Origin of the sequence: Streptomyces sp. NPDC014882, assembly GCF_043081325.1 — a bacterium.
In the GTDB taxonomy this organism is placed as follows: domain Bacteria; phylum Actinomycetota; class Actinomycetes; order Streptomycetales; family Streptomycetaceae; genus Streptomyces.
This window is the reverse complement of record NZ_JBIBWL010000005.1, coordinates 291,150-308,195: the sequence shown is the minus strand read 5'-3', so window position 1 is coordinate 308,195 and position 17,046 is coordinate 291,150. Positions and strand designations below refer to the sequence as shown.

Here is a 17,046-nt window from a genome sequence, read left to right as displayed (position 1 = left end):
ACCCCGGGGTTCAGGTACGGGGTGCCCCGCCCTTCAGCATGGCGGCACGCCCGCCCGGCCGCGCCCCGGCCGTCCGCCTCGCCCCGCAGGGGTTCTCCCCCGCTCTGTGCGGCCGCGATCCGGCCCCTGCGGCCGCGGTCCGAGATCCGGCCCGGACGGCCCGGGTTCCCGACCGCTCCCCGCTTCCGGGTGCGTCAAAAGGAGCAGGCCCCCCGAAGGGAGCCGGGCTCCGGCGCCCGGGGGGGAGGCGCCGGAGCCCGGCTCGGGAACGTCCCGGCACCGGGGGGGTGTGCGTCGGGACGTGGCTCAGTGGGTGTCGCTCATGTCACTCGTGTCGTTCACGTCGTGCGTATCGTGCACGTCGCCCATGTCGTTCAGGAGAAATCACCGGCACGGAGGACGAGGGTGGTGCGAACGCGGTAGGGCTGCGAGGTCCGGCGGGTCGGCGGGGCGGTTCGTGCTCCTGCGCTCGAACTCCCGCGCCCAGAAGTCTTTTTCCCCCGGCGCCACCGGTTGAAAGCGACCTTCTGCGCCATGTTTGCGCGTACTTCCGCCACCCGCGTACGCCCCTGGCGAGGTGTGCACCCGCCGGCCACCCGCCGGCGGCGGGCCGCGCACCCGCCGGGGATCCGGGCCGGGACGGGACCCGCCCCGGACGTGGACTCCCGCGGGTGCGGCGCGCCCGTCCTACGCCGCCGCCTCGAACCCGGTGTCCCGGGCCAGCTTCTTGAGCTCCAGCAGCGCGTGCTTCTCGATCTGCCGGATCCGCTCGCGCGTCAGACCGTGCTCCTTGCCGACCTCGGTCAGCGTGCGCTCGCGGCCGTCCTCGATGCCGTACCGCATCTTGATGATGGAGGCCGTGCGCGGGTCGAGGCGGTCGATGAGGCCGTCCAGCTCCTCGCTGCGCAGCAGCGTGAGCACGGACTGCTCCGGCGAGACCGCCGAGGTGTCCTCGAGCAGGTCGCCGAACTGGGTCTCGCCCTGGTCGTCGACCGCCATGTTCAGCGAGACGGGGTCGCGCGCCCAGTCGAGCACGTCGGTGACGCGCTCCGGCGTGGAGCCCAGCTCGGTGGCGATCTCCAGGGGCTCCGGGTCGCGGCCGTGCTCGCGGTTGAACTCCCGCTGCACGCGGCGGATCCGGCCCAGCTCCTCCACCAGGTGGACGGGCAGCCGGATCGTGCGCGACTGGTCCGCTATGGACCGCGTGATGGCCTGGCGGATCCACCACGTGGCGTACGTGGAGAACTTGAAGCCCTTGCGGTAGTCGAACTTCTCGACCGCGCGGACCAGGCCCGCGTTGCCCTCCTGGACCAGGTCCAGCAGGGGCAGGCCGCTGCGCGGGTAGCGGCGGGCGACCGCGACGACCAGCCGGAGGTTGGAACGGATGAAGACGTCCTTGGCGCGCTCGCCCTCGGCGACGAGCGCCTCGAGCTCCTCGCGGGAGGCGTCCGCCTGGGACTCCTCGCACCCTTCGAGGACCTGCCGCGCGAACACACCCGCCTCGATGATCTGCGACAGCTCGACTTCCTTGGCGGCGTCGAGCAGAGGCGTGCGCGCGATCTCGTCGAGGTACATGCCGACCAGATCGCGGTCGGCGACCTCTCCGCCGTGGACGCGAGCGCTGCTTGCCGCGCCGGTCTCGCCGGAGGCGGACTGACGACGGGCGACGGCACGGGTTGCCATGCGTGCTCCCTTGCGATGATGGGGTCAGCGGGTGGTCCGTGGACACCGGGGCACTGACTCGGGTCCTCCCGGGACTCTCTCGGGACTCTCCTCGGGTGCCCTGCATCCGATGGATACAACGACTGGAATCAGGACAGAATTCCCCACCCGTCCCCCGATTTTCTGATCATGCAGTACCCTGTCCGGCCCCAGGAGGAGGACGCACGCCGTCGGACCGTACAGAGGTGCAGGTCAGGCCGGGAGCCGAGGAGGACCTCGAAGCCCGCACCGACCTCTGCCCCACTACGTACGTGAGACGCCGATCACATGCGATACCGCGATTTTCACTCCGGAGGAGCGTCGCCCCCGGCTGCTCTCCCACCCTGAAGACGGTCCGTACCGGCTGATGGTTGCCGCGGACCCGGACTCACGGGAAATTCCGGGGTACGCCACCTCCAGCCCCTTCCGCGCCGAGCCCGCCCACGCGACCTCCGTCGAGGTGACGGTCCACCTCCGCCCGGCCACGGCCGGCCGCGGCGTCGGCACGCCGCTGCACGGGGCGCCCTTCGAGGCCCTGCCCGGCGAGGACCCGCACCGGGCGTACGCGGGCGTCGCCCGGCCCGACGAGGCGTCCGTGCGCCTGCACGAACGCCTCGGCTTCCGGCACGTGGGCGCCTACCGCGAGGCGGGCCGCAAGTTCGGCCGCCACCGGGACGTCGCCCGGTACGAGAAGCGCCTGTAGCCGACGGGCCGACCGACGGGCCGGCCGGTCAGTGGACGAGTCGGTCAGTGGACGAGTCGGCCGGCGGGCAGGCGGGCCGATGGCAAGGTCGGCCGGCGGGCAGGCGGGTCAGCCGAACTGCACCGACCGCTTCGCCAGCCCCAGCCAGAACCCGTCGATCACCGACTTCTGCGCGTCCAGTTCGCCGGACGCCTCCGCGGCGCCCATGGTGACGAACAGCGGGGCGAAGTGCTCGGTGCGCGGGTGGGCGTACCGGCCCGCCGGGGCCTTGTGCAGGAAGTCCAGGAGGAGGTCCCAGTCGCGGGCCTCCAGGGCGTGCCGCCCCCAGTCGTCGAACTCGGAGGACCAGGTGGGCACGCCCCCGCCGGGGTGCCGCAGCGCGGCCAGGTTGTGGGTGAAGAACCCGGAGCCGACGATGAGCACCCCCTCGTCGCGCAGGGGCGCGAGCCTGCGGCCGATCTCCATGAGCTTCACGGGGTCGAGGGTCGGCATGGAGATCTGGAGGACCGGGATGTCCGCGTCCGGGAACATCTCGACGAGCGGGACGTACGCGCCGTGGTCGAGACCCCGGTCGGGGATGTCCTGGACGGGGATGCCGGGGGCGCGCAGCAGCTTGCGCACGCCCTCGGCGAGCGCCGGCGCGCCCGGGGCGTCGTAGCGCACCCGGTAGTAGTGCTCGGGGAAGCCCCAGAAGTCATGGACCAGGGGGACCGGCTCGACCGCGCCGAGGGCGAGGGGGGCCTCCTCCCAGTGGGCGGAGACCATGAGGATCGCCTTGGGGCGGGGCAGACCGGCGGACCAGGCGGCGAGCTGACCGGGCCAGACGGGGTCGTCCGCGAGGGGCGGGGCCCCGTGGCTGAGATAGAGGGCGGGCATGCGCTCCTGCGGAACGGCACGTTCCTGGGTGGCGGCGGACATCGCGGCAACTCCCTCGGCGACTCGACGTGTTCGGGCGGATCCATGTTTACTTGAACTCTAAATCTCCCGTTCGCACGTAACTGTAGACTCCATTAGTTTAATTTTCAAGAACGAAGCCCGTAGAGTGGAACGCATGACGAAGGCAGCCGCACCCGCTCCGGAGCCGCACTGGCTCACCGCAGAGGAGCAGCGCATCTGGCGCTCGTATCTGCACGCCACCACTCTCCTCGAGGACCACATGGACCGGCAGTTGCAACGCGACGCCGGGATGCCGCACGTCTACTACGGCCTTCTCGTCAAACTCGCCGAGTCCCCCCACAACCGGCTGCGGATGACCGAACTCGCGAGGGACGCAAAGATCACCCGCTCCCGCCTCTCCCACGCCGTCGCCCGCCTGGAGAAGAACGGCTGGGTGCGGCGCGAGGACTGCCCCTCCGACAAGCGCGGCCAGTTCGCGGTGCTGACCGGCGAGGGCCTGGACGTCCTCAGGAGCGCGGCGCCGGGCCACGTGGCCGCCGTGCGCAACGCCCTCTTCGACCGACTCACCCCGGAACAGCAGAAGTCCCTCGGCGAGATCATGCAGATCGTCGCCGAGGGACTCCAGCCGAACGAGGCGGGTGCCGACCTGCCCTGGCTGCGCTAGCCGCCGGGGCGGGGGCGGTACGCCGTCAGATCGTCAGTGGGCGACCACCGGGACCGGGACGACGTCCTCGGCGCCCTCGTCGGCGCCCATGACCGCGCTCATGTCCGGCTTGCCGGCGTTGACGAAGGTCAGGGCGATCGTGGCCGCGACGACCAGGATGCCGACGGCGAACCAGATCGCGCTGGTGTAGCCGTTCACCAGGCCCTCCAGCTGGACCAGCTCCTGCTGGGAGCGGGTGCCCGCGCCGCCGATGTGGTCGGCGATGTACGAGGTGGTGGCCGAGGCGGCGATCGTGTTCAGCAGCGCCGTACCGATCGCGCCGCCCACCTGCTGCGAGGTGTTGACCATCGCGGAGGCGACACCGGCGTCCCGCGGCTCGACGCCCTGGGTGGCCAGGGACATGGCCGGCATGAACGCCGTGCCCATGCCGAGGCCGAGCAGCAGCATCGCCGGCAGCAGCAGGGCCGCGTACGAGGAGCCGATCTCCAGCTGGGTCAGCAGCAGCATGCCGAGCGCGGCGACCAGGAAGCCGGGGCCCATCAGCAGCCGGGGCGCGACCCGGGTCATCAGCCGGGTGCCGATCTGGGTCGAGCCCGTGATCATGCCCACGATCATCGGGAGGAACGCGAAACCGGTCTTGACCGGCGTGTAGCCCTTCACGATCTGGAGGTAGTAGGTCAGGAAGAGGAACAGGCCGAACATCGCGATGATCGCGAGACCCAGCGAGAGGTAGATGCCGCCGCGGTTGCGGTCGGTGATCACGCGCAGCGGCAGCAGCGGGGACGCGACCCGCGCCTCGACGGCCACGAAGGCCGCCAGCAGCACGGCGGACGCGACGAACATGCCGATCGTCAGGGCGTCGCTCCAGCCCTCGGACTCGGCGCGGGTGAAGCCGTAGACCAGGGCCACCAGGCCGAGGGTCGACAGGATGACGCCCGGGATGTCGAGCGGGGAGCGGTTGCGGCCGCCCTCGGGCTCACGGATGACGAAGTAGGCGCCGGCCGCGGCGACGACCGCGAACGGGATGTTCACGAAGAACGTCCAGCGCCAGTCCAGGTACTCGGTGAGGAAGCCGCCGAGGATGAGGCCGACCGCGCCGCCACCGCCCGCGATGGCGCCGTAGATGCCGAACGCCTTGGCGCGCTCCCTGGCGTCCGTGAACATCACGGCGAGCAGGGAGAGCGCGGCGGGCGCGAGCAGCGCGCCGAAGGCGCCCTGGAGCGCGCGGGAGCCGAACAGCATCGCCTCGTTGGTGGCCGCGCCGCCGAGCGCCGAGGCGGCGGCGAAGCCCACCAGGCCGAGGACGAAGGTGCGCTTGCGGCCCCAGAGGTCGGCGATGCGGCCGCCGAAGAGGAGGAGCCCGCCGAAGGCGAGGGCGTACGCCGTGACGACCCACTGGCGGTTGCCGTCGGAGATCCCGAGGTCCTGCTGGGCGGAGGGGAGCGCGATGTTCACGATGGTCGCGTCGAGGACGACCATCAGCTGGGCGAGCGCGATGAACACGAGCGCTCTCCAGCGGGCCGGGTCCGCCTGGCGGACGCCCGGAGCCTTGGTGGCTGTGTCAGACATGGAGGTACCCACTTCGGAACTTCGTGACGGAAAAGTCAGGACTTGGCGAGGGAAAAAGGGCGGAGCGGGAGAGCGGCTCGTCGACGGTGGCGGCCGCGGGGAGGATCGGTGGGCCGGCTGCCGGTGGCCGGTGGACGGTGATCAGCCGGTCGGTGGCCGGCCGGTCGGTGATCGGTCAGCCGGTGACCAGCCGGTCGGCGATCGGTCGGTCGGTCGGTCGGGGATCGGTCGGTCGGCGATCGGACCGGCAGTGCTTCTCGGTGGCTCGGGATGGTTTCCGGTGACTCGCATTGACGTGTATTGACGTGCATCGGGGCATATGGGGGCGCATCGGCTTGTGGCGGCCTGTCACGCCCGGTGGTGGCCCGCCGCATACCTCGCGACGGCTCGTCATGCCTTGCTGTGGCTCAGGCCTGGCGCAGGTCCTCCATGGTCACGGCCGTACCCGGCAGGACCGACCGGGCCGGGGCCCGCAGTCCGTCCAGGAACACCTGGAGATGGCGGTGGACGAAGCGGTCGGCGTCGAGGCAGGCGGCGCCCGCCGGGGGCCGACTGAGCTGGGCCACGGTGACCATCAGGTCGCCGAGGCCGACGTCGTCGCGGAGCTGACCGGCCTGCCGGGCGCGCTCCATGACCTCCTCGATGAGCCGCTCGACCCGCATGCGGGCGGCCAGGAGATCCGGGTGGTTCTCGTCGAACGTGCTGGCGATCATCGGACACAGCGCGCTGACGCGTTCGTCGGCGGCCACGTGCACGAAGCGCTCCAGCGCGCCGAAGGCGTCGCCCGTCTCGGCGAGCGCCCGGGCGGCCGCCTCCGCGGTGCGGTCCATGACGGAGCAGACGACCTCGCGGACGAGTGCCTGCCGGTCGGGGAAGTTGCGGTACACCGTGGCGTTGCCGACACCGGCCCGGCGGGCGACGTCGTCGAGCGGCACCTCGGGGCCGAGTTCGACGAACAGCTCACGGGCGGCGGTGACGATCCGCTCCCGATTGCGCAGGGCGTCGGCGCGCGGCCGGGTCACCTTGCGCTGCGCGGGGGCGGTGGCGGTCTGCACGGCGTACTCCTTCGGTCGATGACGTGACGGGTGGTGCTGATGCTGCTGTCGGTGCTGCCGGCACCGGTGGTGCCGTTCGTGCCGGTGATGCCGATGGCACTGATGTCGGTGCTGGTGGCGCCGAGGCGTGCCGCCGATGCCGCCACCGCCGGGCGATCCGGGGAGGCGCTCCCCGTTTCAGCCGGACACCTGACTAAACGGGGAGACGATCCCCGGTTATTTCCTCGACGCCGATTCTTTTCACGTGACCTGAGTCACAGATTCCTCTCGCCTCACTTCTACTCCCCGGTAACCCACGATCGGCCGTTCCAACGCGCGCCGCCGACCGCTCCCGACGAGGGTGATCGAAAGGACGCAGCCGGTGATCGGCGGCTGCCCGGCGCGAAGGGTCCCCGCATGCAGCCGCAGCCTGAGCGACCCGGGGCAGGCCGTCGCGGCACGCCCCAGGAGTCGCTCCGCCGACACATACGCCGGCGGCGCGCGGCCGGCCTCGCCTGTGCGACCGCGCTGACCTTCGCGGTCAGCACCTCGGCGGGCACCGGCCACCTCGCGCCGCGTCCGAGCCCGGCCGGCGCGGGACCGGTCTCGCCGGCCCGCACCCCCGCCCTCGCCCCCTGCCTGATCACCGCCGGGGCCGCCGTCCAGATGTCCGAGGGCGTCCCGACGACCGGCGGCTACGCCCGCGCCACGGGCACCGTCCGCGCCCTGACCCTCATGATCGACTTCTCGGACGCGCCCGGCCTCGGCAAGGCGCAGGACCGGTTCCGCGAGTTCTTCCCCCAGACGCAGGAGTGGTTCCGCACCGCGTCCTACGGCCGCCTCGACTACCGCGCCGAGACCCCCGTACCCGGCTGGCTGCGCATGCCCAAGCCGTTCCGGTCGTACGGCATAGAGCGCGGCGCGCCCTTCGATCCCGGCTACCGCGAGCTGGTCCAGGACATCGTGGCCGCCGCCGACCCGACCGTCGACTTCCGGGCGTACGACCTCCTGAACGTGCTGGTCACCCCGAACGCGGGCCCCTCCGCGCTGGACACCGTCCTGTCGGTGACGTTCGCCGGCAACCACGAGGCCCCGGTCGCTGACGGCGTCCCCGTCGCGAACGCGTCCTTCGTCTACTCGCGCCAGGACGACGGCTCCGGCTCCTACGACCGCACCGGCTACCGCGTCCTGCCGCACGAGAACGGCCACGTCTTCGGCCTGCCCGACCTCTACACCCAGGAGGGCGGCGGCGCGGTCGGCCACTGGGACATCATGAGCGAGGACTGGGGCGCCAACAACGACCTCCTGGGCTGGCACAAGTGGAAGCTGGGCTGGCTGGACGCCGACCAGATCGGCTGCGCCTCCGCCCCCGGCACCGGCGAGTACGCGCTCACCCCCCTCGCCGAACGGGGCGGCCCCAAGCTGGTCTTCGTCCCGCTCAACAGCCGCGCCGGGTACGCCGTCGAACTGCGCACCCGCGGCGGCAACGACGAGGCGGTGTGCCGCCCCGGCATCCTCGTCTACAAGGTCGACGCGAACATCGACACCGGCATGGGACCGGTCAGGGTCCACGACTCCCGGCGCGGCAGCGGCGGCTGCACCCGCAGCCCGAACGTCCACGCCGAGCTGTCCGACGCGCCGCTCGTGCCGGGCGAGACGTTCGAGGACGCGGAGAGAGGGGTGCGCGTCTCCGTGGTGGCGGCGGACCTGGAGGGGACGTACCGGGTGCGGATCACCCGCAAGTAGCCGGCCGATCCCGCCGCCCCCGCCGTCCCTCCGAGCCCGAGCCCGAGCCCGGACCCGGTCCCGGCCCCTGCCACGCGTGCGGGCGACGACTTCGTACGCCGGACCGGGCGGGCGGCCGCGGACGGCTGGTCCCTGGACGACCAGCTGATCGAACCCGGCCCGGTGGCGGTCTCCGCGCCCGTACGGGACCCCCGTACGGGACGCCCGTACGGGACGCCTCGCCTGCGTCGCCGACGTCGTCAGCCACACCAGCCGGCACACGGCGGCCGACCTGCGCGACACCCTGCTCCCCCGGCTCCGCGGGGCCGTCGCGGCGATGGAGGAGGACCTGCGCCGGGCCCCGCACGCCGAACCGGGCACGCCACCCGCGGGCCTGGCCGGCTGGACGAGCGCGTCGAAGCAGGAACTGGGCCGCGAGTTCATCGAGTCCCTGGCCCGCGGCCTGACCGTGCTCACGGCCTTCGGGGCGGGCCGGGCCGCCCTGGCCCTGACGGAGGTGGCGAAGGCCACGGGCCTGGCCAGGGCGACGACCCGCAGGGCCCTCATCACCCACGAACACCTGAACCTGGTGACCCACGACGCCACCGACCGCACCTTCAGCCTCTCCCCCCGCGTCCTCTCCCTCGGTCTCCCCCCGCTCGCGGGAACCTCCCTCCCCCGCCTCGCGGAACCCCACCTGCGCACCCTGACCGACCGCGTCCAGGAAACGACCTGCCTCGCATCCCTCACCGAAACGGGCGACGAGATCCAGTGCACGGCCCGGGTGACCGCCCGCCACGTCATGCGCGTCGACATCCGCGTCGGCACACGGCTGCCGGCCACGACGGACACGGCGGTGGGTCGCGTCCTCCTGACCGACCAGGAACACGCCCTGGCCGACGAGGAGTTGAAGGAGGGCGTCCGCACCCTCGCCGTCCCCCTCCACGACCGCACCGGCCACGTGGTCGCCGCCCTCACCCCCTCCACCCACACCGCCCGCCGCACCCCCCGGGACTGCCTCGACACCCTCCTCCCCGTCCTGACCACCACAGCCGCCCGCATCGAGACCGACCTCCACACCGCCTCCCGCTTCACCCCCGCCCCCCTGACCTGACCCCCACACCCCCTACCGATTCCGGTACGCTGACGCCTGGACCCACACACACGGGCCCACGCCTTCGTAGCTCAGGGGATAGAGCACCGCTCTCCTAAAGCGGGTGTCGCAGGTTCGAATCCTGCCGGGGGCACAGAAGAAGGGCCAGCTCAGGAGGTTTTCCTCCCGGGCTGGCCCTTCGTCGTATTCGGGGTCGTGCCACACGCGTGCCACTAGACTCCGCGCGGAGTCCACATCCCCTGGGTAGAGGGTCGGTGTCCCTCGCTGTTGGATATGGGCATGTCGAAGAACGATGACTACGCGAGAACCAGTTGGCGACTGACCATATGGGGCTGCCTTGCCGGGTTGGCCGTGGCCTTGGCCATCCCGATGTACATGGTGGTGGTCGTGTTCCTTGCCGTGATGCGGACCCCCTAAAGCTATCGGCCGCCCGGTCGCCCATCCCGGCGGATCATGGCCCCGAGCCGATCAGCGATGGCCCGGTCACGGTCGCTGGTCATGTGCTAGTAGATCAGTGCGGCCCGAGAGCTGCTGTGCCCCATGCGCGTCATCAGCTCCCGCGTGCTGACACCGGTCGTGGAGGCCAGGATGTTACCCGTGTGCCGCAGGTCGTGGAAGTGCGGATCAACCGTGATGCCTGCGGTCTTTAGGGCCTTGATCCAGTCGTCGCGGAAATCGCTCCGCCGCAGTTGTCCGCCCTGCGGCCCGACGAAGACGTGCCCGTCACGGCCAGGAGCGGCGAAGTGCTCCAGGTGGTGCGTGACCGCGTCAAGCAGTTCGGCCGGGAAGGAGACGGAGCGCACCCCGGCAGCAGACTTCGGCGCCCTGTCGAAAAGCCGGCCGTCCTGCAACTCGGCCTGAGCGCGACGCACGGTGACGGTCAGCCCCTCCAGATCGATGTCCCAGCGCCGCAAGGCCGCCAGTTCTCCGAACCGCAGCGTGGTGAAGGCCGCCAGGAGCACGAGCAGCCGGTAGCGCGGCGCGATGGAGTCGGCGACGGCGAAGACCTCCGCGACCGTGAGGACCGGCCGCTCGGGCACGTCGTCACTGTCTGCACCACCACGGTGCAGGCAGACCGGCATCTGACGACCTTGCTGAAGGTGCCTACGGGCAGCCTCTCGCCGAGTTCTTCCATGAGGGAGAGTCACCGCGCGGACTGGCCGGGCCGCAGGCATGGCCCTGATCCGCCGCGCCGTAAATCCCGTCATTGTCGGTGACGGCGGCTTCGCACCTTTCGTCAAGCGCTCGGGTTGGGGCCAGCACGGAGCATGCTCACGGCCCCGATCAGCTGAGACCTCTCCAGTTGGTCCAAGATGTCCTCGAACGTGACTGGTATCCGTGTCCGGCTGTCTGCTATCTCCATCACGCACCCGTAGACGACCCGGTCGTCCAAGTCGATCAAGTCCATGACGAAGTCGTCAGCAGTCTTCCGCTCGATGTCCCAGTTATTGAGATAACCGATCCAGCAGGCGAGCACGTCGTGCGTGGTGGCATGCCGGAGATTCACGAACGTGGCCAGGAGCCGGTCGACGAACACCGACCGGTGCTTCGCACCCGCGCCCAGCGCCCGCTTCCGCGGCCGGGACGCAAGCTTGGCCTGGTGCCGTTCGTGCCACAACGGGCCCAGCTCTGCGACGAGTTCAGCGATCACGTCGGCCGACAGGCCCGTGATCCTCCGGTCGCTGATAATCCCTGCACGAGACACGTTCCTTACCACACGGCCATGATCGCCGATCAGAATCTCGACGCCTCACCGCCGACCGTGCACGAGCTCGTCAGGGGGAGCGCTTAGCTTGTGCCCATGACAGATTCGCCTGTCAGTCCTACTTGAGGAGGTCCCCAGTCATGCGCCACTTGGCCACCACGGCGGCCGGTATCGCGGCCGCCATCTTACTCACCGGCTGTGGCGCTGGGGATGCCGGGAAAACCACTGCACCGACGTCGAAGAACGGAACATCGGTTACGTCGGGGTCCGTTGGTTCGTTCGAGGTCGAAACGGCACTCAAAAACGCTGACCCAGCGCGTTACTCGGCCGAGATCACGACGGAGACCTATGCGGGTTCTACGCTGACGGTCGTCATGGCCGGCCGAATGAACTTCAACGGACCAGCTCCTACGGGCAAACTGACCTTGAAGACTTCCGAAAGTGTCCCGGAGGACCAAGCGTTCAGTATGGAGACGATCCTCCTGGAGGACGCCAGCTACACGCGCACGCTTGATGACGACGGAGCGGCTGGGGAGTGGCAGCGTACGGGCCTGGACCCCGCAAGCACGGGCCTGGCGGACTACGGCGCTTACGCACAGCTGCTCCTGGGCCTCGGGGCGAAGGCCCGGAAGGGTCCGGAGGAGGTGGACGGAGTCCCTGCGTACCGACTTTCCGGAAGCCTCACCCAGGACCAGCTCAGAACGGTGGACCGCCGGGTATACGACAGGATGCGTACCGAAGGTACTCAGGAGTTCGCCTGCGACGTATGGGTCAACGAATCCGGTCGAGTCGTGCGCTTCGAACAGTGGCTGGAGGTCTCTGGCAACTCGGGGCATAACGTCGTGAAACTCAAGAATTTCAGCGACCCGGTGCCTGTGAGCGCACCCAAGTAGCTCCCACCTACTCGTGCAGCAGTCCCGGACGCCTTCAGGCCCGCTAGCACGATCAAAGAAGCCGCAGGTCACCGGCAAGGCGTCCTTGCCGCTGTCCTGAAGCCGGTGTCGCAGGTTCGCATCCTGCCGGGGGCACAGATGGAAGGGCCGGCTCAGGAGGGTTTCCTCCCGGGCCGACCCTTCGGCGTTTCAGGTGTCGTGCCATGGACGTGCCACTGTGCCCCCCGGCGACCCGGCCACGTAGGGGCAGAAAGTCTTGCAACAGACTGCCCGCCGCGAACTCCCCCCCCCCGTGCCGGATGGTCTGCAGCAACCCGCCGGACCCGTCATCAAGGCTCGCGCAAGCGCGGGCGCGCAGTGGGGTGGGGCAGCCTCTCCGGCGCGGTCCTCAGAGATCATTACCGTATTGCACGGCGATCTTCCGGGCCTATTCGGCAATTCGATGTCGCGGGCTTCCCTTGCGTTGCTCTGCGAATCTTCGCATCCGTTCGGGTCAGTAATGATGATGCTTCGCCGGTCCAGATGATGCCTGATGTTAGCTTCGGAGAGGAGCGGCCGGAAATAGTTCCAGCTGCCCATCCAGCCCCCGCACACACGAAAGGAATCCGTATGGGCACTGCAACTGCTGACGCCATTGGCCTGAAGATCAAGAAGGTCTTCAGCGCCCTGGATGCCGACAACGACGGATACATCGACTGGAGCGACTTCCAGGTCATCATCGACCGGTACCTCAGCGAGTACGGGCTGAACAAGAGCGACCGCAGGGCCATGGCCCTCCACGCCGCCTACGCCATGCTCTGGCAGGAGCTGGCCCGTCACGCGGACGCCAACGGTGACCAGCGCGTCTCCGAGGAGGAGTACGTCGCGGCGACCCGCTTCACGGTCATCGACACCAGTCGCTTCGATGCCGTCAACGGCCTCGCCGAAGCCGCGTTCGACGTGATGGACACCGACGGCGACAACCAGATCAGCAAGGACGAGTACCTCCGGCACGCGAACAACGTCTGGGGTATCCCCTCTCACGAGGCTGCACAGGCGTTCGTGGCACTGGACACCGACGGAGACGGACACATCTCCCGTCCGGAACTCATCCGGTCCTCCCGCGAGTTCTTCCTCTCCCCCGACCCGGCCGCCCCGGGGAGCCTGGTCTTCGGGCGCGTATAAGAACCTGTCGGGTGGCTGATCGCGCGTGAAGCGCAGCGATCGCGATCAGCCCCGGGGGACGACGACGGATCGCCCGACCGTCGACACGGAAGAGTGCGCCACAGGGACCTCCTGCCGCTCATGGGTTCGACACCCACGAACGGTTCGGGGGGTCCCTTCCTCACGCCCTCGCCACGGAGGGATCACCGGATCGGAAACCCGCGTTCAACCGCCACCGCTCGAGATCGAAAAGAGAAGTTGTCGCCCAGGACTCGTCACGACGGTTCCGCTGGTGCAGTCTGCTCTGGCCGGCGGTACGGGCGGCGTGGCCGAGGACAGGAGGTGCGGGGAGGTACACGCGTGTGGTCGGCCGGTGCACCCGCCGTCGTGGCCGGCTGTCGTCGACCGGGGTTCGTGCCACTGCCGTGCCGGACGCAGCGGTCAACCAGATCGTCCGGGGGCTGAGTTGCCGGGCATCTCTCCAGGCATCGAAGCCGCAGGCCACCGACACGACCTCCCCGCCTCCCTCCCGAGACGTCGTCTCATCCGGGTTCGTGACCTTGAGGCATGACGATCGTGGAGCGGCTGGTCCCGGACGGATTGCGGGAGTTGTTCCAGCCGGTGGTACCGCCCGCTCCGCCACGGCCGCAAGGCGCTGGGCGGCGTCGTCACGGGGACCGTGGGGTGCTCGCGGCGATCGTCCTCGTGGCCACGACGGGCTGTACGGGGCGGCAGTCGCCGCCGGTCTTCGGTCCGCCGGGGCCGTCCTGCACGTCCACGCGGCTGACGACCGGCGACGCGTCGCCGATACCTCCGTACGCCGCGGCTCGCTCCTCGGCCGCGAGACGGTTGGCGACGCTGCCCTTGCCGCTCGCGGAGGCCGTGGCGATCGGCCCCCCGGTCAGTTCGGCCGGCCGCGCGGCGTAGCAGTCGTAGGTACGGTCCACCGCCTTCTGCGCGATGGCGATGATCCGGTCACGTGTGGTGGTGCCCATGTGCAGCCCCTTCCTCGCAGCGCCCCGAAGGGTCTGCGCCGGGTGTGTGCCCGTACACCGGTGAAAGGAGTTGTGGTGAGCGCCTGATGGCGTGTGGTCAGGCGGCCGGGGCGGAGTCCGTCGAGGTCAGGCGGCGACCAGGACCGGGGGCCGGCCGGAAGTGGCGGAGCGCAGGATCCGCGCCTCCTGCCTGCGGGCTGCGGAGGCGGCGACGCGGCCGGTGACGCGTCGGACGGCGAGGCCGGCGAGGGCGTCGGCGGTCTCGTTGAGGTCATGTCCGATGTGGCCCTTGAGCCAGCGGACCTGGAGGCGGTGGCGATGGGGCACCAGGCGCTCCAGGAGTTCCCTGCCTTCGGGGAAGAGGACGGTGCGGCGGGCAGCCGCCGGACCGGCGTTCGTCAGGGCCAGGTTCACCGCCCCGACGGCCTCGGTGCTGTCGCACAGGACGACCACGGGGGCTTCCGGGTGGCGGTCCAGGAGGCTGAGGGCGGCCTGGCAGATACCGATGACCTCGGCCTCGCCGCTGCACGAGGCCATCGAGTCGCCGTATCCGGTCGTTCCGTCCTCGGCGGCCCAGCCGTAGCCGCACAGCGCGGACTCGTCGCCGACCGCGGCGTCGGCGACGGCCACCGCGGCGCGGCTCGGGGAGTCGTCGAGGATGGCGTAACGCTCCTTGTAGTCGGGGGCGAGACCCTCCGGACCGCCGTCGCCGTCGCCGTCGCCGTCGTCGCTGCCCTCGTCGCCGTCGTGGTCCTGGGACGTGGCGGCGGACACGTCCTCGGCGAGGCGGGCGGCGAGGGTCCGGTGGCACCGCGGGCAGCCGTCGACCCGCGCGTCGCAGTCCGCCCGGTGCTCGGTGGCCAGCCGGCAGGCCCGCTGCCACAACTCGGGCTCGTCGGCGGAGAGGCGCAGGAGAGCAGCGGCGCGGCACCGCGCGACGAGTTCCGCGAGGGGCCCGTCGGCCGCACGGTCCCGGATCCGGTCGTGGAGGTCGGCGGTCCGGTGCCTGGCCTCGCGGGCGCGGGCCGCGAGGATCGCGGCGTCCTGGTAGGCGTCGTCGAGCGCGTCGAGCTGCACACGGCGGGCGGTGAGAGGACGGGCGAGCACCTGGCGTTCGGCCCGGGCGATGGCGTAACGCCCCCAGGCCAGCGCCGTACGGGCGTGCCGGCCCCACCGTTCCACCACCGCGTCGTGCGCGAGGTGCGGGTTCTCCTCCTCCCGGGCGTCGCGCAGGAGAACCTGGACGAAGGCGTCGTCGTGGCACTCCAGCAGTTCACGGACGGCGACCGGCGGTTCGGCGGCCGCCGGGCCCCGTTGCCAGGCCCACAGGGCGAGATCGTCGTCCGGCACCGGCACCGGCACGTCGGCGGCCGGCGATCCGTGATCGATGAGCACCTCCCGCAGGGCCCGGCCGTACGCTTCCGGGTCCGCGGCGCGCGCCACGCGCAGCTCGAGCGGCTCCAGCGGGGGCCTGCGACGGCCGGCGACGCGGCGCGCCCGCTGCTCCTTGCACACGGCGTCCGCCTCGGACCGTGCCCGGCGCACCCTGCGTGCGTGCTCGCGCAGGCGCCGCAGCCGGTGGGGTGCCGACACCCCTGAAAGCTCGGTGCGCCTGATGTCCCCACGGGCGAGGACGTCGGCGTGGGCCAGCGCGACGGCGAGGGGCTCGGCGAGCGAGGGGTGGGCCAGGGCCGCGGCGGTCTCCGGGGAGGCCATGCCGTTCATGCGCGCGAGGGCGGCGTCCTGCAGAGCGGTGAAGTCTTCGGCGTAGTGCCGGACCAGCTCGGTGTGCGGGGTGATCGTCACGTTGACCTTCCACGTCACGAGCGGGGTGGCCGGTGTGGGCAGTGGGGGCGCTGCGCCCGGGCGGGACGGCTCTCCGGACGGCCTTCCGTCGTCACTGCCGTCCTCGGCGGGCCGTGGACCGTGGGCCGTGGGCCGTGGGCCGTGCCGGGATCTCCCGGCAGAGGCCGGTCGGCGACGGTGCCGGGACGGGAGAACCGCCGGGTGCGACAGGCGTGTTCGGGAGGGCGCGGGCTCCGGCCAGGGCGTCAGTAGTTGCCGTTGCCCAGGAGGTCGCCGTCGGCGTTGTAGACGGTGACGAGGCCGTTCTTGCTGTCCTTCCCCCGACTGGACTGGAAGTCGGCGAAGGCCGAGGCGAGCAGCTTGGCGTTGCCGGCATCCGCGCTGATCATGTCCCCGGTGTAGTCCGTGTAGATGTCGGCCGTGTCCAGGATGTCGTTGTTCTCGTCGGCGCCCTGGACCTTGGTGACGTGCGTCGCCGCCTCCTGCGTCTTCGCGGACTCGTGCTTCTTCACGTACGCCTTGAAGGCGTCGACGGTGGACTGCCGGGGCGCGGTGGTCTTGGCGGAGTCGGCACCCTTGGAGGACCCACCGTCCTTGTCGGAGCCGGTGCCCTTGGCGGAGCCGGTGGACGCGGCGGAGGACGGGGCGCCGGCCGAGGAGTCGTCCGAGCCGGACCCCGCCACAGAGGCGATACCGCCGATCACGATCACGGCCAGGACGCCGAGGCAGCCCAGCCTGGCCTTGGACCGCTTCTTCGGCGGCACGGGAGGCTGCGGGAGGCCGGGCTGCTGCGGGAAGCCGGGCTGGTGTGCGTGACCCGGCTGCTGCGGGGGCTGGGTGGTCATCTGGGTTCCTCCTGTTGCGATGCGCGAGGTGCGGGGCGCGGGGTGCGGGGCTGCGAGTGGAGAGATCCGATGCGCGACGCGGACTCGGCAGAGCGCCCCGGGACGCCGCTTCCACTCGGAAGCGAGATCAGATAAACACAACACTGAAAGCATCGTCAATCGCGTTTATGCGCTTGACGACCTCTGTAAGGTGTTAACCGTCTACCCCCTGGCCCGAGAGGTACGGAACCCCACGCCATGCCCCAGCAGCCA

The 17,046-nt window shown here is 70.8% G+C and carries 14 protein-coding genes, 1 tRNA gene and 2 pseudogenes; 8 read left to right on the top strand and 9 right to left on the bottom strand.

All coding sequences use genetic code 11. The features are described 5' to 3' along the window. Positions 1-687: 687 nt before the first annotated feature. Entirely contained in the window at positions 688-1,683 is a 996-nt protein-coding gene (locus ACF09K_RS15015) for an RNA polymerase sigma factor RpoD/SigA (protein ID WP_392243632.1), read from the bottom strand. A 224-nt stretch (positions 1,684-1,907) separates the two neighbouring features. Between ACF09K_RS15015 and ACF09K_RS15010 the strand changes: the two are divergent. After that, positions 1,908-2,404, top strand: a pseudogene (locus ACF09K_RS15010) (GNAT family N-acetyltransferase). A 108-nt stretch (positions 2,405-2,512) separates the two neighbouring features. Here ACF09K_RS15010 and ACF09K_RS15005 read toward each other — a convergent pair. Then, on the bottom strand, positions 2,513-3,322 hold the full coding sequence (locus ACF09K_RS15005) for a dioxygenase (protein ID WP_392243631.1): 810 nt from the start codon (positions 3,320-3,322) through the stop codon (positions 2,513-2,515). Between the two features lie 133 nt (positions 3,323-3,455). Here ACF09K_RS15005 and ACF09K_RS15000 point away from each other — a divergent pair, with 133 nt between their 5' ends. Beyond that, a complete protein-coding gene (locus ACF09K_RS15000; protein ID WP_392243629.1) occupies positions 3,456-3,965 on the top strand; it encodes a MarR family winged helix-turn-helix transcriptional regulator in 510 nt (169 codons plus the stop codon). Positions 3,966-3,998: 33 nt separating this feature from the next. Here the strand turns inward: ACF09K_RS15000 and ACF09K_RS14995 are convergent, their stop codons facing one another. Together ACF09K_RS14995 and ACF09K_RS14990 are read right to left on the bottom strand one after the other, a co-directional pair. After that, positions 3,999-5,534 carry an MFS transporter gene (locus tag ACF09K_RS14995; protein ID WP_392243628.1) on the bottom strand — a complete coding sequence of 512 codons (1,536 nt, stop codon included), beginning with the start codon at positions 5,532-5,534 and terminating at the stop codon, positions 3,999-4,001. A gap of 407 nt (positions 5,535-5,941) precedes the next feature. Continuing rightward, entirely contained in the window at positions 5,942-6,589 is a 648-nt protein-coding gene (locus ACF09K_RS14990) for a TetR/AcrR family transcriptional regulator (RefSeq protein WP_392243626.1), read from the bottom strand. A gap of 396 nt (positions 6,590-6,985) precedes the next feature. Between ACF09K_RS14990 and ACF09K_RS14985 the strand changes: the two genes are divergently transcribed. The 3 genes from ACF09K_RS14985 (at position 6,986) to ACF09K_RS14975 (ending at position 9,540) form a co-directional block, all read left to right on the top strand. Continuing rightward, on the top strand, positions 6,986-8,314 hold the full coding sequence (locus tag ACF09K_RS14985) for a M6 family metalloprotease domain-containing protein (RefSeq protein ID WP_392243625.1): 1,329 nt from the start codon (positions 6,986-6,988) through the stop codon (positions 8,312-8,314). A gap of 316 nt (positions 8,315-8,630) precedes the next feature. Then, positions 8,631-9,407, top strand: coding sequence for a helix-turn-helix domain-containing protein (locus tag ACF09K_RS14980; RefSeq protein WP_392243623.1), 777 nt, complete (start codon positions 8,631-8,633; stop codon positions 9,405-9,407). 60 nt (positions 9,408-9,467) lie between these two features. After that, positions 9,468-9,540, top strand: a tRNA-Arg gene (locus ACF09K_RS14975). 370 nt (positions 9,541-9,910) lie between these two features. Here the strand turns inward: ACF09K_RS14975 and ACF09K_RS14970 are convergent. Continuing rightward, positions 9,911-10,447 (bottom strand): tyrosine-type recombinase/integrase, encoded by a 537-nt coding sequence (locus tag ACF09K_RS14970; protein WP_392243622.1) that lies wholly within the window; start codon positions 10,445-10,447, stop codon positions 9,911-9,913. 197 nt (positions 10,448-10,644) lie between these two features. Beyond that, positions 10,645-11,124: a hypothetical protein gene (locus tag ACF09K_RS14965; RefSeq protein WP_392243620.1), complete on the bottom strand. Its 480-nt coding sequence runs from the start codon at positions 11,122-11,124 to the stop codon at positions 10,645-10,647. A gap of 128 nt (positions 11,125-11,252) precedes the next feature. Here ACF09K_RS14965 and ACF09K_RS14960 point away from each other — a divergent pair, with 128 nt between their 5' ends. The 3 genes and pseudogenes from ACF09K_RS14960 to ACF09K_RS14950 form a co-directional block, all read left to right on the top strand. Next, on the top strand, positions 11,253-12,005 hold the full coding sequence (locus ACF09K_RS14960) for a hypothetical protein (RefSeq protein ID WP_392243619.1): 753 nt from the start codon (positions 11,253-11,255) through the stop codon (positions 12,003-12,005). 609 nt (positions 12,006-12,614) lie between these two features. Continuing rightward, positions 12,615-13,169, top strand: coding sequence for an EF-hand domain-containing protein (locus ACF09K_RS14955; RefSeq protein WP_392243618.1), 555 nt, complete (start codon positions 12,615-12,617; stop codon positions 13,167-13,169). 546 nt (positions 13,170-13,715) lie between these two features. Continuing rightward, a pseudogene (locus tag ACF09K_RS14950) lies at positions 13,716-13,910 on the top strand (transposase); the annotation flags it as partial. Here the strand turns inward: ACF09K_RS14950 and ACF09K_RS14945 are convergent. From ACF09K_RS14945 to ACF09K_RS14935, 3 genes are all read right to left on the bottom strand, one after another. After that, positions 13,817-14,143: a hypothetical protein gene (locus tag ACF09K_RS14945; RefSeq protein ID WP_392243957.1), complete on the bottom strand. Its 327-nt coding sequence runs from the start codon at positions 14,141-14,143 to the stop codon at positions 13,817-13,819. The pseudogene ACF09K_RS14950 and the gene ACF09K_RS14945 overlap by 94 nt on opposite strands. Positions 14,144-14,269: 126 nt before the next feature. Then, complete coding sequence (locus ACF09K_RS14940) at positions 14,270-15,949, bottom strand: ribonuclease HI (protein WP_392243616.1); 1,680 nt, start codon at positions 15,947-15,949, stop codon at positions 14,270-14,272. Between the two features lie 245 nt (positions 15,950-16,194). Beyond that, the gene (locus ACF09K_RS14935) at positions 16,195-16,794 is read right to left on the bottom strand and encodes a hypothetical protein (protein WP_392243615.1); all 600 of its coding nucleotides are present in this window, start codon (positions 16,792-16,794) and stop codon (positions 16,195-16,197) included. Positions 16,795-17,046: the final 252 nt, after the last annotated feature.